Annotated in this window: 21 protein-coding genes; 7 read left to right on the top strand and 14 right to left on the bottom strand. The window is 51.0% G+C overall.

The window, feature by feature from the left end; translation table 11 throughout:
* Positions 1-2 precede the first annotated feature (2 nt).
* Positions 3-716, bottom strand: coding sequence for a sugar transferase (locus NT239_02050; protein ID XGA71645.1), 714 nt, complete (start codon positions 714-716; stop codon positions 3-5).
* Between the two features lie 92 nt (positions 717-808).
* On the opposite strand from NT239_02050, the gene NT239_02045 reads away from it, so the two are divergent.
* From NT239_02045 to NT239_02035, 3 genes are read left to right on the top strand one after another with little or no spacing between them, the layout of a single operon-like run.
* The gene (locus NT239_02045) at positions 809-2,260 is read left to right on the top strand and encodes a response regulator (GenBank protein ID XGA71644.1); all 1,452 of its coding nucleotides are present in this window, start codon (positions 809-811) and stop codon (positions 2,258-2,260) included.
* Positions 2,257-2,652: a response regulator gene (locus NT239_02040; protein ID XGA71643.1), complete on the top strand. Its 396-nt coding sequence runs from the start codon at positions 2,257-2,259 to the stop codon at positions 2,650-2,652. The genes NT239_02045 and NT239_02040 overlap by 4 nt, the downstream gene beginning before the upstream one ends.
* Positions 2,639-2,995 carry an Hpt domain-containing protein gene (locus tag NT239_02035; GenBank protein XGA71642.1) on the top strand — a complete coding sequence of 119 codons (357 nt, stop codon included), beginning with the start codon at positions 2,639-2,641 and terminating at the stop codon, positions 2,993-2,995. The genes NT239_02040 and NT239_02035 overlap by 14 nt, the downstream gene beginning before the upstream one ends.
* Here the strand turns inward: NT239_02035 and NT239_02030 are convergent.
* From NT239_02030 to NT239_01990, 9 genes are all read right to left on the bottom strand, one after another.
* On the bottom strand, positions 2,937-3,629 hold the full coding sequence (locus NT239_02030) for a response regulator transcription factor (protein ID XGA71641.1): 693 nt from the start codon (positions 3,627-3,629) through the stop codon (positions 2,937-2,939). The genes NT239_02035 and NT239_02030 overlap by 59 nt on opposite strands.
* A gap of 27 nt (positions 3,630-3,656) precedes the next feature.
* Positions 3,657-5,684 carry a SpoIIE family protein phosphatase gene (locus NT239_02025; protein XGA71640.1) on the bottom strand — a complete coding sequence of 676 codons (2,028 nt, stop codon included), beginning with the start codon at positions 5,682-5,684 and terminating at the stop codon, positions 3,657-3,659.
* Between the two features lie 2 nt (positions 5,685-5,686).
* On the bottom strand, positions 5,687-6,232 hold the full coding sequence (locus NT239_02020) for a heme NO-binding domain-containing protein (protein ID XGA71639.1): 546 nt from the start codon (positions 6,230-6,232) through the stop codon (positions 5,687-5,689).
* 10 nt (positions 6,233-6,242) lie between these two features.
* Complete coding sequence (locus tag NT239_02015; GenBank protein XGA71638.1) at positions 6,243-7,229, bottom strand: SLBB domain-containing protein; 987 nt, start codon at positions 7,227-7,229, stop codon at positions 6,243-6,245.
* Complete coding sequence (locus NT239_02010; GenBank protein ID XGA71637.1) at positions 7,222-8,733, bottom strand: hypothetical protein; 1,512 nt, start codon at positions 8,731-8,733, stop codon at positions 7,222-7,224. Before NT239_02010 ends, NT239_02015 begins: the two co-directional genes overlap by 8 nt.
* A 124-nt stretch (positions 8,734-8,857) precedes the next feature.
* Entirely contained in the window at positions 8,858-9,325 is a 468-nt protein-coding gene (locus NT239_02005; protein XGA71636.1) for a nuclear transport factor 2 family protein, read from the bottom strand.
* 28 nt (positions 9,326-9,353) lie between these two features.
* Entirely contained in the window at positions 9,354-9,965 is a 612-nt protein-coding gene (locus NT239_02000; protein XGA71635.1) for a glutathione S-transferase family protein, read from the bottom strand.
* 32 nt (positions 9,966-9,997) lie between these two features.
* Positions 9,998-11,620 (bottom strand): pyridoxamine 5'-phosphate oxidase family protein, encoded by a 1,623-nt coding sequence (locus NT239_01995; protein ID XGA71634.1) that lies wholly within the window; start codon positions 11,618-11,620, stop codon positions 9,998-10,000.
* A gap of 90 nt (positions 11,621-11,710) precedes the next feature.
* Entirely contained in the window at positions 11,711-12,418 is a 708-nt protein-coding gene (locus tag NT239_01990) for a transporter substrate-binding domain-containing protein (protein ID XGA71633.1), read from the bottom strand.
* A gap of 155 nt (positions 12,419-12,573) precedes the next feature.
* Here NT239_01990 and NT239_01985 point away from each other — a divergent pair, with 155 nt between their 5' ends.
* From NT239_01985 to NT239_01975, 3 genes are all read left to right on the top strand, one after another.
* On the top strand, positions 12,574-12,855 hold the full coding sequence (locus NT239_01985; protein XGA71632.1) for a TfoX/Sxy family protein: 282 nt from the start codon (positions 12,574-12,576) through the stop codon (positions 12,853-12,855).
* A 76-nt stretch (positions 12,856-12,931) separates the two neighbouring features.
* Positions 12,932-13,372 (top strand): hypothetical protein, encoded by a 441-nt coding sequence (locus NT239_01980; GenBank protein XGA71631.1) that lies wholly within the window; start codon positions 12,932-12,934, stop codon positions 13,370-13,372.
* Complete coding sequence (locus NT239_01975; protein ID XGA71630.1) at positions 13,369-14,859, top strand: LruC domain-containing protein; 1,491 nt, start codon at positions 13,369-13,371, stop codon at positions 14,857-14,859. The genes NT239_01980 and NT239_01975 overlap by 4 nt, the downstream gene beginning before the upstream one ends.
* 3 nt (positions 14,860-14,862) lie before the next feature.
* Here the strand turns inward: NT239_01975 and NT239_01970 are convergent, their stop codons facing one another.
* The 3 genes from NT239_01970 to NT239_01960 form a co-directional block, all read right to left on the bottom strand.
* Positions 14,863-15,411 (bottom strand): NAD(P)H-dependent oxidoreductase, encoded by a 549-nt coding sequence (locus tag NT239_01970; protein XGA71629.1) that lies wholly within the window; start codon positions 15,409-15,411, stop codon positions 14,863-14,865.
* On the bottom strand, positions 15,411-15,959 hold the full coding sequence (locus NT239_01965; protein ID XGA71628.1) for a nucleoporin NDC1: 549 nt from the start codon (positions 15,957-15,959) through the stop codon (positions 15,411-15,413). The genes NT239_01970 and NT239_01965 overlap by 1 nt, the downstream gene beginning before the upstream one ends.
* Before the next feature lie 243 nt (positions 15,960-16,202).
* The gene (locus tag NT239_01960) at positions 16,203-17,270 is read right to left on the bottom strand and encodes a hypothetical protein (GenBank protein XGA71627.1); all 1,068 of its coding nucleotides are present in this window, start codon (positions 17,268-17,270) and stop codon (positions 16,203-16,205) included.
* A 413-nt stretch (positions 17,271-17,683) separates the two neighbouring features.
* Here NT239_01960 and NT239_01955 point away from each other — a divergent pair, with 413 nt between their 5' ends.
* Complete coding sequence (locus NT239_01955; protein XGA71626.1) at positions 17,684-17,866, top strand: hypothetical protein; 183 nt, start codon at positions 17,684-17,686, stop codon at positions 17,864-17,866.
* A gap of 90 nt (positions 17,867-17,956) precedes the next feature.
* Here NT239_01955 and NT239_01950 read toward each other — a convergent pair whose 3' ends face one another.
* The gene (locus NT239_01950) at positions 17,957-18,388 is read right to left on the bottom strand and encodes a hypothetical protein (GenBank protein ID XGA71625.1); all 432 of its coding nucleotides are present in this window, start codon (positions 18,386-18,388) and stop codon (positions 17,957-17,959) included.
* Positions 18,389-18,446 lie beyond the last annotated feature (58 nt).

Genomic DNA, 18,446 nt, shown 5'->3' with positions numbered 1-18,446 from the left:
CTTTAATAAGCACCTGTGCCGCGCAATACGGCAGGTAAAGTGCGCAATAAAATTTGTATATCAAGTGCAATGCTGCGTTGTTGGATGTATTGCAAATCCATCGCCAATTGCCCTTCAAAAGCAATATTCGAGCGCCCGCTGATTTGCCAAATGCACGTTAATCCCGGGGTGATTTCTAGTCGTTGGCGAGCGTGTAAACCGTATAGTTTGACTTCGCGAGGCAGAGGCGGGCGTGGGCCGACCAGAGTCATGTCACCTGTGAACACGCACCATAACTGAGGTACTTCATCGAGGCTGAAACGGCGTAGCCATCGGCCGATGCGGGTAATGCGAGGGTCGTTCTTTTGTTTGAAGGTGCGCGCATCAGCATGCTGATTATTCAGCGCGGCGCAGCATTGTTCGGCATCGGTTCGCATGCTGCGAAATTTGGGAAAAGCAAATAATTGGCCGCGATAACCAACCCGATATTGCCAGTACAAAATGGGGCCGCCATCAGTGAGCTTGATCGCCAATGCGATGAGGAGCCACAAGGGCCAAGCCAACAAAAGCGCGCACAAGGCTGCACTAATATCCCAGCCGCGGCGAATCACACGTGCGCAACTTTGTTTGCAACTGAGTGAAGTGCGCAATAGTGCAACTGCCTTGCGGCGACGTGCGGGGTGACTAAATTTCAGCTCAAGTTCACGTAAATTCGGTTCAATCACTTTACCTAGCATTTTGCAGCTCCTAAAGAGGGCTTGGTCTATGCTGTGATTGAAGCACCCTGACCATCGCAATTGTGATCAACTTGTAAAACTTGAGCCAACCCATGCCTTTTCAGTCGTTTTCAGCTGCAAATTTAACTGTTCTCGTGGTTGACGATATTGCGACGACGAGGATGATGTTGGCGGGCGTCGTGCAAAAGCTTGGATATCGGGTATTGACCGCAGCAGATGGTGAATCGGCATTGCAGATCTTTGCGCAGCAGCAACCGGATATGGTTTTGCTGGATTTACTGATGCCGGGGCTGGATGGCTTTGAGGTCACTCGCAGAATTCGCGCAGTAGCTGGGCTGAAGTGGGTTCCTGTTGTGGTGTTGTCAGGGCTGGAGGGGGAGCAGCATTTATTAGCGGCTTTAGAGGCTGGTGCGGATGATTTTTTGCACAAGCCAGCTCAGCCGGCAATTTTAGCCAGCAAGCTTAAAAATCTAGCCCGAGTGCTGGTGCTGCAGCAACAACATGCCGCCCTGTTAAACCAATCCATGGCGATGAGTGAAAATAGCTTTGATGCGATTTTGGTGGTGGATGAACACGATATTATTCAAGGGCTAAATTTGGCGGCCGAGCGCCTGTTGGTCGTTGATCGGGATGTGATGCAAGGCCGATCCTTGCGCATGGTGTTGCCAGAGATCGAGTTGGCCCAACAGACCCAAGATCCTCGCCAAGGCCATTTGCAACAATTGACTGTCCATCCCCTAAGTGGTGAGACGATTCCAGTTGAGGTGGGGGTCACTTTTTTTTATCAAGCAGGGGCTAGATTCTGGCTATTGATTTTGCGTGATATTCGCGAGCGAGAGCGGGTTGATCGCCTGAAACAGCAATTTATTGCAACTCTGAGTCATGAATTAAGAACCCCACTCACCTCGATTATTGGCTCATTAAAAATGCTGCAAAGCCCACAATTTGCCGCGGTAGATGCGCGAGCAGCACCCTTGCTTCAGATGGCCGATCGTAATGCGGCTCGCCTGTTACAAATGGTGAATGAATTACTGGATTTGAATAAGGCGGCGGCGGGGGCGCTGCAGCTTGAGTGGCAATGGTGCAATTTAAATGAGCTATTAACTGAGGCGATCAGTTCGAACCAAGGCTATGCGGCAAAATATCAAGTAACGCTGCAGTTAAATAATCTTTTGCCGCCAGCAACGCTCGTTAACACCGACCGCACTCGGCTAACACAAGTTTTGGCCAATTTATTATCCAATGCATGCAAGTATTCGCCGCCGCAGTTAGCGGTTGAAGTCAGTGCGGCAATCGCTGATCAAGCCTTGCTCATTCGTGTGCGAGATCATGGGCCAGGCATCCCAGATAGTTTTTTGCCTAGTTTATTTGAACCATTTACCCAAGCTGATGCGAGCGATTCGCGCTTGCGCGGTGGAACTGGCTTGGGCTTGGCAATTACCCGGCAAATATGTCAAGCGCTCAGCGCTGCGGTGGCGTACCAGCCCGCGCCGGGTGGCGGCAGCGAATTTACCGTCTCATTACCAGTGGAGAGTGTGCGATGAATGCATTGCGCCAAATTGCAGTGGTTGAAGACGATGACGATATTCGCCATCTTATTCATCTGTGTTTGACGACCTTGGGCTCGTACGAGGTGCAGATGTATCCGCTGGCGGCTATTGCTATTAAAGATCTACAAGCCCATACCCTGCCGCAGATGATTTTACTTGATGTGATGATGCCGCAAATGAGTGGTACGGATTTTATTCCATTATTACGAAATATCAGTGGCGGAGACCGTGTATGTATTGTGATGTTAACGGCCAAAGCTTCGCAGACGGAATTATCTGAATTGATTGCTGCCGGAGCCGATTTTGTCGCACAAAAACCATTTGATCCGATGTTGCTGCCCCAATTACTGCAACAATATTGGGAGGTGTTTAATGGTCGAATTTGATCAGCAGGCTTTTACCGCGGGGTTGGCGGCACTTAAAATTAAATTTCTTCAGGGTTTACCAGAGCGCATGCAGCAAATTGAGCCGTTTTTTCTGCCTGAGAATGCAATTTGGGTAAGTAATCCAATGCTGCTCGATGAGCTGCATCGATTGGCGGGGGCTGCTGGTTCATTAGGGTTTGAAGAGGTGGCGCAGCTCGTGCGACAATTGGAGAGCCGCTTAAAATCGTTAGCGGATGGTGAACGGCTTCCGCTGCAAGAATTCCAGCAGTTGACGCAAGCCACGCTTAGGGCGTTGCAAGCACCACACTTTCCAGGCGATAGCCATAGCCATACACCGACGTGAGCTGCCACTGTAATTGGCCATCCAGTGCTAGCTTTTTGCGCAGGCGACTGATATGCGTGTCAACGGTTCGCGTATCAATCTCTACGTTTAAACCCCATATTTTTTCAAGCAAGTTCATCCGCGAAAATAATTTCCCCGGGTGTTGGAATAAAAATAGGGCAAGATCGAATTCCTTTTGTGTGAGCTCGATTTCTTGCCCTGCTTTGCGAATCAGCCGTTGGCTGGTATCAATTTCATATGAACCCAAATGCAAAACTTGTGGGGCTATGGCTTTAAAGCGGCGAGCCAACACCTCGATGCGCGCTAAAATTTCCATCGGTTTGATTGGCTTGACCAAGTAATCATCCGCGCCCGATTTTAGGGCGGCGACCACATTGGCTTCGTCATCGACAGCAGTGGCAATCATAATAGGTATTTGCCAGCCTACGTTTTCCCTTACCCATTTGACGATCATACCCCCAGAGTAATCCGGTAAATTCCAATCGAGCAGCAATAGATCAAAGTGGGTGGCTTTAAGCGCCTCAAAAAACGATAGGCTGTTATGAAAAACGCGTGATTCATGACCGCCGCTATTGAGCGTGAGCGCGAGCATTTCCGCTTGAATGGGATCATCTTCAACCAGGGCAATCAGCATGGTGAGGTGTTGGCGAGTAAAGAATACTTAGTTTATAGCTGCCGTAGTCGCGCTTTGCCGCCGAATTTGCAAGCGAATTAAGTTGATTTGTTCTGCCGGGGTGCTGTAGTGCACGGAATCTACACAATGCTGGATGATATAAAGTCCAAAGCCGCCCTCGCGATCACCGCTAAAATCAGGTGGGGGTACTTGGGTGGGGTCGAAAGCATCGCCAACGTAATAAAAATTGATCGTTATCAGCGCATCATGTTCGGCGATTTGAACGACAAAAGGGGTGTCAGCCAAGGTAACCGTAACATGGCGGATAATGTTGGTGGCAACTTCGACAGCCGCCAATTCGATGGCGTCGCTTTGGGTTGTATTCACATTGATTTGGTTTCGAAGCCATAAGCGTAATGGGGTAAGTACACTCATCTGGCGAACAAATTCGCGGCTATCTGGTGCATTTTCCAAATGGCGATAAATTCCGATCGCGGTGAAGTCGTCTGAGCGGCGGTGGGATGACTCATGAATATCAACCAACTGCCGTACCCGCTGTAAGATAATGGCAGGGGGAATTTGCGCGGTTTTCAATTGCCACACTAAGGCAATAACCGGCTCTATACCCAGCAATTCATAGCGCTCGTTTCTTGCCTCGCTAACGCCGTCGGAAAACAGTAGTAAAAAATCCCCCGCTTGAAATGGCGCGGTACACGCTCGGTATTGCTCCTTGGGGTCAACGCCCACGGGTAGAAATTCCCCCGATAAAATAATCGTTTGTTGATCGCTCGTGAAGATTATGCCTTCGGGGTGGCCAGCATTAATGTAATGAATGGCATTGTTAACTAGATCAATACGGGTATAAATGATGGTAACAAAGGACTCTAAGCGCTGTAATTCCGGGGTTACTCGCGTATGCAGTCGATTCATGATTTGATTAGTGTCGGGCGGACTGCCATGGCTTTGCCCGAGTAATTCTGCCATGGTGCGGTTATATTGGCTTTTTAATGCGGCACCTATCATCGCGGCCACAACGCCTTTCCCCATCACGTCACCGGTAAATACATCCAGAAATTGCTCGTCAAAGGCAAAGAAATCAAAAAAATCGCCGTCAATTCCTTGTGATGGCTGAGTAAAGGCTGAGATTTCAAGCCCGCGTACGTTGAGTGGTGTGCCGAACAATAGCGATTGCTGAATGTCATGCCCCAATTGCAGTTCACGTTCACGCGCCGCAGCGAGTACAATTTGTTGTGCTTTGCGCTCGCTAATATCTCGTACGATGGCGGTGTAATGGATCTCGCCTGCCAAGGATAAGCTGCTGAGTGAAATCTCTGCGGGAAACTCATTATGGTCTCGCCGCTGTGCCATCACTTCGCGGCGACGATTGAAATTCAGGCTTTCTGTGTGCTGTCGAGCGGCGGCAATATAGTGTTGATGTTGCTCGGCGTTTTGGGCTGCAGTGAGGAGTGCGACATTTTTTCCGATGATTTCCCTTTCCTGCCAACCAAACATCGCCTCTGCTGCGGGGTTAAAGCTTTCGATTTCCCCTGTCGAATTACTGGTGATAATTGCATCAGGTGCCGTTTTTAGAATGTTATGTAATAAAGCGCGTTGTTTTTGAAATTGCTGGGCAAGATCGCGACTTTCCTGCAAAGAGTTTTTTAAATCCTGAATCACTTGTAGCAAATCGGTACTGGCATCGTGTACCGCAAAATCATTCAGTGATAAACCATATTGGTGTAATAGTGCTGGGTCATTCAACCAGGGCGAGCCAAGAAACAAAAGTGTATTGGTGTCATGATCGAGCAGTACTTGGCCGCGTAGTAGCAGCGAATTGCTGTTGATTTTAAAAACATACAGTGTTCTAGCTTGATTTTCAGGCTCACCGCTCCAAAGCTTTTCAATTGGTGTGCTTGGCCTAATTTGGCTCAAGAACTGCTGCCAGTGCACGCCTGTTGCCAGGTTCGGGATGACGTGGGCTAAGGATGGTCCAAATGCTTGTACGGCAAGCGCTTGATCAAGCCGAAAGTAAAATGGAAAGGTACCTTCTGGAAGTTGCAATAATCCGCTACGCATTATTAGTGCCACTCAACCAAAAACTCATCGCAATCTGTGCTTTGCTCACGTGGCTTTGTTAGGGTAACGGTCACCTTTGTATGGAACAATTCGCCCAAGCCAAATAACAGACCAGTAACAAAAGGCGCCAAGCCTGGACGATGCGAAAAATATTGAACGCAAATACTATTGGCCTGCTTGGCTTCGCACACAAATTCGGGGGGTTGCAAATGGGGGTAAATTAAAAAAATTCGCGCATGAAAATTGGGTAGATTAATCAAAAAATCATGTAAGTTATCTCCGCCAGCGGTCAATAAATGACCATAGCTGCGCCTACCTGTTTCAAGCACCCAATAGCGGCCAAAGCGCTCCAAAAGCTGCTCGGCAGCAATGCCCGTAATTGTGACCGCGGCACCCACCAAAGCGTAAGTGGTGGTGTCGGGGTAAGGGTCGCTGGAAATAAATAGCGTGTCGGGGAGTTGCGCTTCATGCAAAATTTGCTGCCAAACTTGATCGCCATAATGCTCACACACCATTTCTTGTAATGCTTTATTTACGATGCCGTACATATTGCAGCTCCTAAAAGGCACTCAAGCCTAAGCTCAGTATGGACAATCCCGGTACAAGTTGCCGGATCACATAACCGGCTTGCGCAATACCACTTTTTGGCACAAACACCACGTCACCTTCTTCTAGTGCAAAGTTCACCATTTTGTCGCGATTTAGTAGCGTTTGAAGTGGCGTTGTTTCATTGGCTTGTTTACTGGGGCGATAAATTGCAATTTGCTCAGGTGCGGCATCATCATTGGGGCCGCCGGCTTGGGCTAATGCATCCATTAAGGACATATCTGGCGTTAAACGGTAGGCCCCAGGTTTGTGTACTGCGCCTAACACATAGACCAAGGTGTCGAATGAATCTGGAATGTAGATCAGATCATTGGGGTGCAGACGAATGTTGTAGGCGAGCTCGCCCCGATTTAATAGTTTCTTCAGGTCGACCCAAATAATCCGATCGCGCCCCCGAAAAATGGCTACCCGCGTTAATGTGGCTTGTTTATCAATGACGGGAAGCGATCCTGCGCGGGCAAGGGCTTCAAGCAAATTGGGTGGGCGATCGAACTGCTGTACGCCGGGGTTTTGTACGCGACCAAGCACGGTGACACGGTTGCCGGTATATTGCTCAACGCCAACAAATACAGCAGGTTTGCGAATATACGGGGAGAGTGCATTGCTAATTTGGCTGGCAGCCGTTTCGCGTGTTTCACCATTGAGTTTCATGGTGCCCACTAGCGGAATAGTCAGTCGCCCATCGGGCCCTAAGAGCTGTTTGCCAGATAATTCGGGGCGATTCCACACGGTAATTTGTAGTGCATCGCCTTCGGCTAGCCGATACACAGAGTCGCTGCTTCTTTCTAATTCGGCAAGCGCTTCTGGGCTGGCGTAATCAATCTGCTCGGATTTTTGTGCGGGCTGAAATGCAGCGATATTGTTTGGGATATTGGCTGGCATTTGGCTGCACGCCGCCAAAATCAGGCAGAATCCAGTAAGGACTAACTGCTTAAGCATGATGCACCTCGCGCTTGAAAAAGCGGCTGTATTGTTCGCCCAGCCAGTGTTTTTCACTATCGGTGAGAATTAGCGTCCAGCAAAGGACTGCGAGTAGCGCAGTTAGCACTAAACCCGCTTGGCATAGTGCAAGCACAGCATCGCTGCGCTGCTGAAGTTGCCACGGCCACAGCCAGTACAGGCTATAGGCCGTGCCGTAGCACACGCTAACGGGGAGCAGGCAAGTCCTGGCCAGCTGTTGTGCTCTCATTTGTAGTGCACGGCTGGCAATCACTAAATATATGAGCGCAGAACTTGCGGCGCCAAGCGCAAAAAAGCTAATAAATTGCAGTAAAGACTCGCTGAGCCAATAGGCCAAGCCTAAGCTCACACCACGCAGGGCGTGATAGACAAATTCAAGCTTAATCCGCCCTTGACCGCGCAAAGCGCTGGATGCGCTGCCGGTTAAAATATGGCAATGCCACGCCGGTGTTAGCCACAACATCGCCTGCAAGATGATATGCGCTTGCGTATGGTGGCCTAGCCAGGCCAAATTGATAGCCGGTGCACAAGCGACGAGCAAGGGCATGATTGGCAGTAAAGCAAATGTCGCTAACCGTAATACTTTGGGGTAAAAAATGCGCAGTTGTTCCGCGTTCATGCACGCGGAGCGTGGTAGTGCAACGGCGCTGATGCCAGAGACAATCGAGGTTGCGGTGGCGGGTAATTTACTTCCCAAATCTAAAATAGCAGCCGAAGCGCTACCAAAGCTGATGGCGGCGAGGAGGCGATCTGCCGAATGCAATATCATCGCGCAGCCATCGCTCAATTGGCTTTTCAGACCTAAATTGAGAAAGGGGGCTAAATACCGCCGTGCCACGAACTGAGGCGCAAGGTGTAGCAGTGGCCAAATTTGTTGCACACGCCACCACGCGCAAGCGATCGAAAAACTGTAGCGCACAATAAATGCCACTAGCAGCGCCTGCATACCAAAATCCAATTGCAACAATACAGCAATCAGCAGCCACTCCAGCATAAAACTAGCCACCCAAATTCGTTGTTGCTCGTGGACACGGTGTAGGGCATGCAAGACATAACCCCAGGCACCAAGCGTTAAGTCGGCGAGGAAGACCAAGGTGGTGGCGATAATTAAGGTGCTGGCCAAAGCCTGTAAATGGGGTGAAACTTTGAACGTGTTGAGTAACACCGGCAGGCTACAGGCAAGGCCTAGGCAAAATAGACTGCCAATCAGCAAAGCCATTGCCACGCCCGTGCTGAGCATGCCACTGGCGTGTTCGGCATCGTTGCGCTCATAAGCTTGGGCAATTTCTCGCACATACACGGTGGCTAAGCCTGAGACCGATAGCCCCAAATAACCGACTAAGACAAATGCAATCGACCAGAGACCATATTCAGCTAGCCCAATCTTTGCCAATACCATTGGGGGTATAGCTAAGCGCGTAAATAAATAAAGAGCTTTTGCGCCAATACTCTCGAATGCCGCGCGATGGAAACTGGTAGCCATAATGCACCTCGACCTTAAGTAGCTTAATTAAAGTGCATAGGCCAGGCGGAAAGTTGGCAGAATTGTGAAAAAGTATTGCCGCAGTATTAGTCATTCAACTTTACTGCGGCATGCGCTGAGCAGATTACAACCCTAATTCACTCAAGCTGGGGTGCCCATCAGGGCGACGACCTTGGGTCCAGTGAAATAGGCGTTCGTCCTCGCGAATCGGTAGATCGTTAATGCTGGCAAAACGCCTTTGCATCAAACCATTGTCGTCAAATTCCCAGTTTTCATTGCCGTAGGAGCGATACCATTGCCCCGCGTCGTCGTGCCATTCGTAGGCAAAACGTACGGCGATGCGGTTGCCGTCAAAGGCCCACAGTTCTTTAATCAGCCGGTACTCGTGTTCGCGCTGCCATTTGCGGGTTAAAAACTCGACGATTTGCGCGCGTCCGCGCGGGAATTCATGGCGGTTTCGCCAAACGCTATCCTCGGTGTAGACCAGCGCGACGCGATGCGGGTCGCGCGAATTCCAACCGTCTTCGGCAAGGCGCACTTTTTGCGCCGCAGATTCGCGGGTAAAGGGTGGGAGTGGTGGGCGTTGTTCCATGCTGCATCTCTGTTTAAAGGGTTATTGTTTAAGCTTGAATGCCGGGCATGCTGATGTAGCCGCTCATGCCTTCAATACGTGCTAGCCATAGTCGTACGGCGGGGTATTGCGCCAGATCGACCTTGCCTTCTGGGCTTAGCGCGATATACGGGTAGAGGGCAATGTCGGCAATCGTAATGTGTGGCGCGGCGAGCCAAGCCTGTTGTGCCAAGGTGGTTTCCAGTACGCTGAACAATTGTGCACTGATGGTTTCGGCTTCGGCCAAAGCCACATTGCGGCCCCATTTGTGGAACAAGCGCAGCGCATTTGGCCCGCGAGTGACTTCATTGGCCGCAGTCGCCAGCCACGCTTGTACCTGTGCTTGACCGACGGGATCGTTCGGTAGCCAGAAATCGGCTTGCTCGGCGCCGTACTGGCGGGCTAGATAGACCAAAATTGCCTGACTATCACGCAGTACCACGTCGCCATCGACCAGCACCGGCACTTGGCCGAGTGGATTTTTGGCCAAAAAGGCCGCCGATTTATGCTCGCGTTCAGCGCCATTTACGGCGATACTCTCGTAGGGTATGCCCAGCAAGGACAGCATTAATCGTACTTTGTGGCAATTACCGGATAGAGCAAATTCGTAGAGCTGGATCATGGTTTTTCCCTTCTTTAAAAGTCCAAAAAGCATTACAAATCGAGTTCAAGCCGCGCCGATTTAGCACGCGAGACACAAATACACATCAGCCCTGCGCGTTCACGCTCGTTTTGATTGAGCGCGCTATCGCGGTGCTCGACTTCTCCGTCCAGCACTTTCACCGCACAGGTGCCGCAATTGCCCACGCCACAGTCGGATAGCGTATCAACGCCGGCGGCTTGCACCGCAGCCAATACGGTTTGATCGGCTGCAATCGGAATAATGCGTTGCGAGCGGCGCAGCACCACTTCAAAGGCGCGGTTTTTGCCATGCGGCGCAGCGGCAAAGCGTTCGAAATGAATGCGGGCGGGGTCAATTTGCAATTGACTAGCAGTATCTTGCACTGCGCTAATCAAACCGCTAGGCCCACACACATACACCTCGGTGGTATTTTCCATTTCGCTGAGTAGTTTTGGCAGCTTGAGCGCATCACCTTCATCGCTAAAATAGGTTGTGATTTGCCCAGCCAAATCGCGTTGCAGGCGATCACCGTAGGCCATATCGCGCCGGCTGCGCGCGGCATAGTGCAATGCAAATGTGCGACCTTGCGCTTTAAGCTGTTGCGCCATCGCCTTGATCGGCGTAATGCCAATGCCGCCCGCGATTAGCAACACCGGTGCAGCGTTATCGTTCAGTGCAAAATCGTTCTTCGGTGTGCTGCAATGCAGCGTCATGCCCAGCTGGTAATGTTGATGCACAAAAGCCGAGCCACCGTCACCGTCGTCTTGGCGCAGCACGGCAATTTCGTAGATATCGCGGCGCGCTGGGTTGGATGCGATCGAGTAGTTGCGCACACTATCCTGACCATTTTTTAATTTAACCGGCACTTTTAAATGCGAACCTGCTGTAACTGGCGGCAAATCTGCGCCAGTGGGGTGACGCAATTCAAAAGCGCGGATCTGTGGGGTAAGCTGACGCACGCCGCTGATGACCAAGGCTAATTCGCCACTGCCCAAGCGATCAAGCGGTTCGGCGGCCTGCGGTTTCGCGCGCAGTGCCGCGAGTTCGCTTTGCAATGGCGCGATCAATTGCTCGATATCGGCGTCGGTATAGCGTGGCGTGATGTGTTGCGGGCAGTTCCAATCCCAAGCCTCGACCGTGATGACCATGGCACGCTCAATACGGGCGCGATACGCTGGATCTTCCAGCGCGGCGATGACCGCCGGTTCGTCAATTTCATGCACGATGCGCACGCGGCCCCAAATTTTTAGGCGGCGGCGATTGGCGTAGTCCATCAGAATGATCGAGATTTTGTCATTGGCATTCAGATTGCCGACCGACAAATATTGCACATTGCCGCGAAAATCGGCAAAGCCCAGCGTATGCTCGTCGATGACTTTCAGAAAACCCTTCGGACCGCCGCGATGCTGCACATAGGGCCAGCCGTTTTCATTCACTGTGGCCATATAAAAGCTATCGCGCTCAGCGATAAAGTCCGCTTCGCGCACGGTGTTTTCACTGCGGCTGTCTTCGGCCAGTTCAAAACCCTGATTGCCTTCGCGGCTGTGATAGCGGGTTTGGGCAGCTTTCACGCTGTCGGTAAAAGTAATCGCAGCAAAGGCGCGCGGCATGGTGTTCTCCTTAAGCGGCAATGGTTTGGCTTGATCGTAGGACATCAGTTTGCGCTTTACAGCGAACGATTAGAATCATCAAAAGATTAAAGAAATTATTTCTTAAATTGGAATAATACCGCGCAAGTCGAAACACTAACGGTAGCGACGGATAATGCGGGCAATGTCGCCGCGGCTTTCGAGCTTTTCCCAAGCGGCGCGCAGTTGATTAATCAAGGCGGGATCGACATTGCTCGCAGCGTAGAGCACATAACGCCGCTCGTTAACGGCAAACGGCGTCGCAAACAAACGGGTATCGACGCCGGTCATCATCAGTGCATAAGTGAGTAAATAATCTGAAGAAATCACCGCATCGAGGTGCTTGGCCTCAAGCATCTTCACGCCTTGAAATGGATCTTTAATGCCGTATTTATTGATTGTTGCATTGTTGTTGATTTCATCGGCATAAAACGCGCCACGCGCAACGCCCAGCGTCTTGTCCGTCAACTCTGCGATCGAACGGATTGGTGCGTCTTTATGGCTAATCACGACAAATTGAAATGCATGCAGGGGCAAAACCCGAATCGCCCGACCTTCGAGGTTGGGATCTTCGACCATGCCGACAATATCGGCAGAACCATCTTCCAAACTTTTACCCAGTCGCACATACACGGCCGACTCAAGTTGAAAAGCCACTTTGGCCTCGGTGACGAGGGCTTCAACCATTTCGATATGCATACCTTTACGCTGAGTTTCATCACGCAGGGTATAGGGTGCGACATCATTCACCAGAAAGCGAACTTTGGCGGCCAACACGGGGCTAGAGATCAGCGCAAAAAAGCTACATCCTAATAACAGGGTCATCACATTGCGAATGAAGACTTTATGACATGACCCAAGCATTGTTTTATCCTGTAGCACAGATTGGCATCGCGAGATGATTGGCACTCTGCACTAAAGCATAGCAGCTCATTTTGAGATTGATTTGACCGAGCCGCACGAAAACAAGGAGCATGAATATGTCCATTGAGCAGCTCAAAGGGTTGGGGCCAAAGAGCCGAGAAATTCTCGCGAAAATTGGCATCGAAACTGCCGAGCAATTGCAAAATGCCGATGCCTTTGACGTGTACCAGCGCCTGCAGCAAGTGATGCCCAATGTTTCACTAAATATGCTGTACGCGCTCATCGGCGCGCAGGAAAACGTGCATTGGCAAACCATTAAGGGCGAGCGGAAAACTGAAATTCTATTGCGCCTAGACGATATGGGCTTGGCGCCCAAGCGAGCGTCTAAATTCCCTTAATTGTTTGCAATGTTGCCAACATTGAATCTGCTGCACTGTGTTTACTTAGTACTAAGTCAAACACAGGAGCCGCACCATGCAAAACGTCAAATATTGCTTATTGATAGGGGCGCTAGTCGGGCTGACAGCCTGCGGGGGCGGTGGAGGCGGTGGAGGTGGTGGCGCTTCGTCTGCGACGCTGGGCACGCCAGCTCCTACTGCTACTGCAGCGAGTGTCAGCACCCTCAATGCTTTTCGTGGCTCGGGGGACATTCCGAGTAGTTTTCGTGAAGTTACCCCATTAGCCATAGCACCCTTACAAGCCGCCGCTGCGGGTTTACCCAGCGGAGCAGGTCTGATCAATTACCTGAAAGTCACTTTTAACGATCCAGTTACAGGCGAGGCCACTTTGCTCTCGCTTGGGCGCTATCAAGATCGCGTGCCGCTGCGGGTGCAAGTACCTGCAGGGGTGACGCAAATTCAGTTTGAAATTTACAACTCAGCAGGTAGCGTGAGCGGCCAATGGAGCTTGTCATGAAAGCAATCATCATCAAATGTTGTCTGGGCGTTGTATTGGCGTGCGCCTCTATTTTTGCACACGCCGAAATCGCCTCAACGCGCTTGGCAGATACAATCAAATCTTCGGGCAGTGGCAATATTAATTTATTGCTGGCATCGGGCAATGTGGCGATAAGCGCTGCGCAGCTTGAGCAGTATCGGCTCTTGCATACTGATACCACACTGGGTAGTACACGCTATTTTTTATCGCTCGGCGTTGATGTGAATGAAAATAATAAGGGGCTGGAAACTTCAACAGCGCAAGGCATTGCAATTGGAAGTTTAAGTCTGAAGGTGACGCGAGCAGGTGGGGTGACCACCTATACCAATTATCGAACTCGCACTAAAGCCTTGATTGCCCCCGCGGGAACGACAGCACGGCAAAATTATTACACCGTATTGGGGGAGGGTGGCTCAAGCCGCATTACGGGCAGCAACGCCATCCAGTCGCAATTTGACAGTACCCTTGATATCTTTGTGCCCGATAGTTTGGCCGATGCACTGCAAATCGAGCTAAGCGTTTCTTTGTTGAGTGTGAATAAAACGCTGGGCGATCCAGAATCTTTTTATGATTTTTCTGGTGGCTTTGAAGATTTAGCGCTGCTGAATAATAGCGATGCCTATTTCTTGAATAATACCTTGAAAGAAACAGCCAGTTTCGACGATCAAGCACCGATTAGTGAAGCAGTGACCGTGGTCAGTAGCGACACCGCGGTCGCTCCACCGCCTACCCCGAGCAGTTGGACTTATTTTCCCTCTGCCACCGGCTGGTACAAAATCGCGTATGAAGATAAATTTCCAGAGCTGGGGGATTATGATTTTAACGATGCGGTGATTGCGTATCGCTATAAGCTGGGGCTGGATGCTAGCGGCAATGTCATTCGAATTGAAAGCGAAGCCTATTTACTTGCTGACGGGGCGTTAAACGAGCTCAACTGGCAATGGCGCTTGCCGGTAGCGGGCAGCGGCACAGTTAGCTGTAGTTTGCGTATGGTCGGGCAAACGGTGGGCACGGCATGCCCAGCTAGTATGCAAGGTGGCGTGCTGTCTGCAACGATGTTTCCGCAAATTAGCGATGCAACACAGTACTTTGTTGGTAGTGGTGGCTCCTTTGCCAATACGGTTTGCCCGTCGAGCAAGATTGACGGCCCTTACGCCAGTATGAGCCTAGTGTTAGCCAGCCCGGTGGCTTTAGCCGCGATTGGAGCGCCAGACCCGCAGCTCAATGTGGTAACCACGGGCAGAACGATTACCTTGGCCTCGCGAGACCCAAATAACTTCCCCTATGCTTTGATTTTTCCGAGTTCATGGAATCATCCGTGCGAAAAAGTAGATATGGGTTTGGCTTACCCGCAATACCTGACCTTTTTGCAATCAGGCGGCACGCAAGCGCAGACTTGGTACGCCAACCCAGCCAGCGGGCTAACCTTTGGCGGCAGTATGAATACCTACACCTGGGCCAATTAATGCTTAGCCAAGTACTGCTTGGGCCTGCTCTGTTAGCTGCATGGCCTGCAGTGCTTGACGTAGCTGCGCATTGATTTCAGGATGAGCGATCAAAGCCGCCGTATCTTTGGTTTCACCGTACACCGGTACAGTGATTGAAGCGGCGGCAATCCACTGCGCCGACATCATTGTGAGCGTTTCTTTTAATGAGTCAAACGCATGATGCGCACGCGGGGCGGCGTTGAGTGTGGCGACGGGTTTATAGACGAAAGCTGGCGTATTAACCAGCCAATCGAGTAGGTTTTTCATTACCCCGCTCACCCCATGCGCATATTCTGGGCTGGCAATCAGCACGCCATCGGCGGCGATGATTTGATCGCGCAGTTGGGCCAGCAGCGGCACCGATTCAATATCAATATCCGGATTAAACGGCGGCACTTGCGCCAAGCCTTCAAACAACGTGACACGAATGTTCTCAGGTGCGATGGTTTGGACCGCACGCAGCAAAGCCGTATTGCACGAAGCAGCGCGCAGGCTACCCGAAATTGCAATTAAATGAAGGGAGGTCTGCATTAGTCACCTTCAGACTCATTGTTATGGGCGTGTATAACCCGTCTGGCCAGAATTCTTTGCAAAATGACCAAGCTTACAATCGGTACAACCGCAGCCCAAGTCTGATTGCCGCGGTAATACAAAGAAACTGTGAGCGCGATTAGCGTGGCTGCCAGCAGATAATATGAAGCAGTGCGAACTTGCTGGGTGGGTGCTGCGGCTTGTGCGATAAATCCAGCTGGGCTGCATAAGGTGGTGACGATACCAACCGCCAAAATAAATACAAAAATCGCCGCTACACGCAGGCTCCCATACAGCTTAAGAAACCACCATTGCTGGAAAAAAGCAGCCATGCCACCGGCAATTAAATACAAATTGGCGGCTAAAATAAGCCGATTGGCGGGTTGTGCTTGGCGCAAAACCCAAATCAGTTGGATTAAGGCGAGCAATGCACCGATTTGGAAAGCGGCTAACCAGCGCTCATCGCTAGGTGCACCATGCCAGAACGCGTAGAGCGCAAATATAGATAAGGGAAAAAACTGCACCAGTGCTAGCCAAGGCGATTTCATCGTGATCTACTTCCTTTTTACTGACAGCCTGTGGCCGCTTGTGGCCAATAAACTAACTTGTTCCGATTTTCACCTTTCACAAAAAGTAATGCAATCATTGCTGCAGAACATGTGCGCATTGCTTGGGTAAGAACTTGGAAATAATTCGAGTTGTATATTGGGGTTGGTGGTTAAAATTAATGAGTGGTATATTGCTGTAGCTATTTTATAGCTTGGGCTTAATTGATATACATCGACATGTATCTAGGCTCGTTGTTCTCTGTTAGTTGTTAGCACGTATCCCTGCGGCATATGGCCGAGCAAGTTCGCGTATTGCTCGATCAGCTGGCGATTTTTCCGCCCCAACTCGCCTGCGCCCAAAGCGGGGGCGCGGCTGGCGTCGACTTCGTAATTATTGGCGCGGAAAATTTGCTCAAATTGCGCGTCGGCCAAATCCCGCGCGTACGGGCGCGTTTGCAGCGACAAATCGGCAATCGCCTGAATCGCGTTTTCACGGCTAAAGCGCGCAAAGCCGCGAAAGCGAAAGGTCTCATCCACATGCCGATCGCTGTGCGCAATCAGCGCATCCATCAGCGCATACGGTAATTGATGTAATTGCGCGACGGGCAACAGCACGCTGAACGACAGCTGCGCAAACTCAGGAAAATCGCCCTCCAACTGGCGCGCCAGTGGTGCTGCACCCAATTGAAAATCGAGCAACACCCGCTCGCCAGCCAATTCAACGACTTGCAATAACTCGATCTGGCGCTGCGCAAAACGCAGTGTCGCCAATTGCGCCAGCACCGTCGCCGTCACATTAGCCGCGCCCGCTGGGCGCGCAGTGGCGCGTAATTCATCCCTTTGCTGAGTGAGCAAGGGCAAATCGTGATGATTACTAAACGCCGCGCTGGTTTTGCCCGCGCCATTGCGCACCGTCAGCAACTCGCGTACCTCGTGTTCGCGCGCTTTTTTGATCGCCAAAAAAGCGGTCTGGATGATTTCAGAAGTTGGGGTATCGGCATCAATACGCCATTTTCTGCCGTACACCAGCTTATGCGCTCGTAGGGTATTGCTGCGATCATAATTCTCGCGCCCAATCAGCCCCACTTGCAAATACACGCCATTGGCATCCTGCCCAGCAAACAGCGGCGTATGCACGTCAAAATCGATCTGCGCCAACAACGCCGACACGCTTTCTACTGAGTGCTGATAGCGCAAATAATGCTGTGCAATCCAGCGCTGGCCATTGGCCAACGTTAGCTGCGGCGCCAAAGGCATCACGCGCTCGCCGAGCAAATTTGGGATAGGGTTTAGCGTATGTAGCGTCATCACAGTCATCATCCAGAACAATGACGCTATTGTGGTTGATGACGATAAAAAGAAGAATAACTCTAAAATGCAATATATTGTTGCAAAGTACGGAATAAACAAGCATTCCAAATCACTGAGGTAACTGATCACTATTGCGTGAAAGGTTTTAAGTCTTGGTTTTCTGGCCGTCATTGACGCTGCAAACAACGAACTCAAAGCCGCGTCAAGGCTATGGCATTAGTACACACAACGCCAACAACTGGGAACCCGATCACAAAGGACGGAGTCCCTCCTGAACGAGGCTAATCCATGCGGCAGGGCACGCCGCCAGCAAGCTCTAGAAAGATGCGAATTGAACGCGCGCCCTTTTCAGGGGCAAGAGCGCGAATTTGATTTCAAATTATTACGGTTAACTAGTTTTAAGGAGTTTTACCATGCCAATTGAATCTTATATTTTTGGTTTTGCGGTTTTATATGCATTGGCGATGTTGCTTGGCGTACTTGGTGTGCTGATTTGGAATTGGGCCAAAGAGGCCAAACCGCTGCGTCTAGCTGGGGCTGGTGCAGCTGTTGCGGCCACCACGGCGCTCATTATCAGTAATACTGCTAGCGCTTAACGATAATCATGGCCAGTTTAGGCTAATAGCAGCAGTTTCAGGCGTAAATGTGATTGGGCGCTTCGGCGTTAGCCGTTGCGCCCACTTTCATTAGTTCGTCATCACCACAGCTTGTTGGCCGACGTTGATCACGCGGCCGCCTTGGCTTGCGGCGTAGCTGTGTGCCGTTTGCGCATCGGCAAACCACAATTTCAGTTGCGCCGCGCCAGTATCAAGGTATTGCCATGCGGCCAAATCAGCGGCGCTGAGCGTGCTTAATTGGGGTTTGAATTTCTCCCAACTGGGGTAACCCGCTTCCAGTGCCAATAGGCGCAGAATATGTTTGCGCTGCAATTGCTGGCGCTGCGCGTACAGCGTGACCAGCGATTTGGCTTCAATTGCGCCCGCTTGAATTAAGCGCCGCAAAATGGGCAAGGCAATGGCAGGTGAATCGGATTGCGCTGCGCGCTGCAAGCGCCGCGCTTGGCGCAAGATAAATTGCACCGCAGGTGTTTCGTGATGAGTAGAGGCAGAATTAGGCATACCAGCTCCAAAATAAGTGACCATTCTCGCTGTGGGTCACGGAGGGTATGCAAGCAAT

This window comes from Chitinibacter sp. SCUT-21 (assembly GCA_041874755.1).
GTDB lineage: Bacteria > Pseudomonadota > Gammaproteobacteria > Burkholderiales > Chitinibacteraceae > Chitinibacter.
This window is presented reverse-complemented; position numbering and strand designations above follow the sequence as displayed.

Bases quoted from the DNA above. Each gene is read 5' to 3' on its own strand.
- NT239_02050 (XGA71645.1), bottom strand. From the start codon at position 716: ATGCTAGGTAAAGTGATTGAACCGAATTTACGTGAACTTGAGCTGAAA.
- NT239_02045 (XGA71644.1), top strand. From the start codon at position 809: ATGCCTTTTCAGTCGTTTTCAGCTGCAAATTTAACTGTTCTCGTGGTT.
- NT239_02040 (XGA71643.1), top strand. From the start codon at position 2,257: ATGAATGCATTGCGCCAAATTGCAGTGGTTGAAGACGATGACGATATT.
- NT239_02035 (XGA71642.1), top strand. From the start codon at position 2,639: ATGGTCGAATTTGATCAGCAGGCTTTTACCGCGGGGTTGGCGGCACTT.
- NT239_02030 (XGA71641.1), bottom strand. From the start codon at position 3,629: ATGCTGATTGCCCTGGTTGAAGATGATCCCATTCAAGCGGAAATGCTC.
- NT239_02025 (XGA71640.1), bottom strand. From the start codon at position 5,684: ATGCGTAGCGGATTATTGCAACTTCCAGAAGGTACCTTTCCATTTTAC.
- NT239_02020 (XGA71639.1), bottom strand. From the start codon at position 6,232: ATGTACGGCATCGTAAATAAAGCATTACAAGAAATGGTGTGTGAGCAT.
- NT239_02015 (XGA71638.1), bottom strand. From the start codon at position 7,229: ATGCTTAAGCAGTTAGTCCTTACTGGATTCTGCCTGATTTTGGCGGCG.
- NT239_02010 (XGA71637.1), bottom strand. From the start codon at position 8,733: ATGGCTACCAGTTTCCATCGCGCGGCATTCGAGAGTATTGGCGCAAAA.
- NT239_02005 (XGA71636.1), bottom strand. From the start codon at position 9,325: ATGGAACAACGCCCACCACTCCCACCCTTTACCCGCGAATCTGCGGCG.
- NT239_02000 (XGA71635.1), bottom strand. From the start codon at position 9,965: ATGATCCAGCTCTACGAATTTGCTCTATCCGGTAATTGCCACAAAGTA.
- NT239_01995 (XGA71634.1), bottom strand. From the start codon at position 11,620: ATGTCCTACGATCAAGCCAAACCATTGCCGCTTAAGGAGAACACCATG.
- NT239_01990 (XGA71633.1), bottom strand. From the start codon at position 12,418: ATGACCCTGTTATTAGGATGTAGCTTTTTTGCGCTGATCTCTAGCCCC.
- NT239_01985 (XGA71632.1), top strand. From the start codon at position 12,574: ATGTCCATTGAGCAGCTCAAAGGGTTGGGGCCAAAGAGCCGAGAAATT.
- NT239_01980 (XGA71631.1), top strand. From the start codon at position 12,932: ATGCAAAACGTCAAATATTGCTTATTGATAGGGGCGCTAGTCGGGCTG.
- NT239_01975 (XGA71630.1), top strand. From the start codon at position 13,369: ATGAAAGCAATCATCATCAAATGTTGTCTGGGCGTTGTATTGGCGTGC.
- NT239_01970 (XGA71629.1), bottom strand. From the start codon at position 15,411: ATGCAGACCTCCCTTCATTTAATTGCAATTTCGGGTAGCCTGCGCGCT.
- NT239_01965 (XGA71628.1), bottom strand. From the start codon at position 15,959: ATGAAATCGCCTTGGCTAGCACTGGTGCAGTTTTTTCCCTTATCTATA.
- NT239_01955 (XGA71626.1), top strand. From the start codon at position 17,684: ATGCCAATTGAATCTTATATTTTTGGTTTTGCGGTTTTATATGCATTG.
- NT239_01950 (XGA71625.1), bottom strand. From the start codon at position 18,388: ATGCCTAATTCTGCCTCTACTCATCACGAAACACCTGCGGTGCAATTT.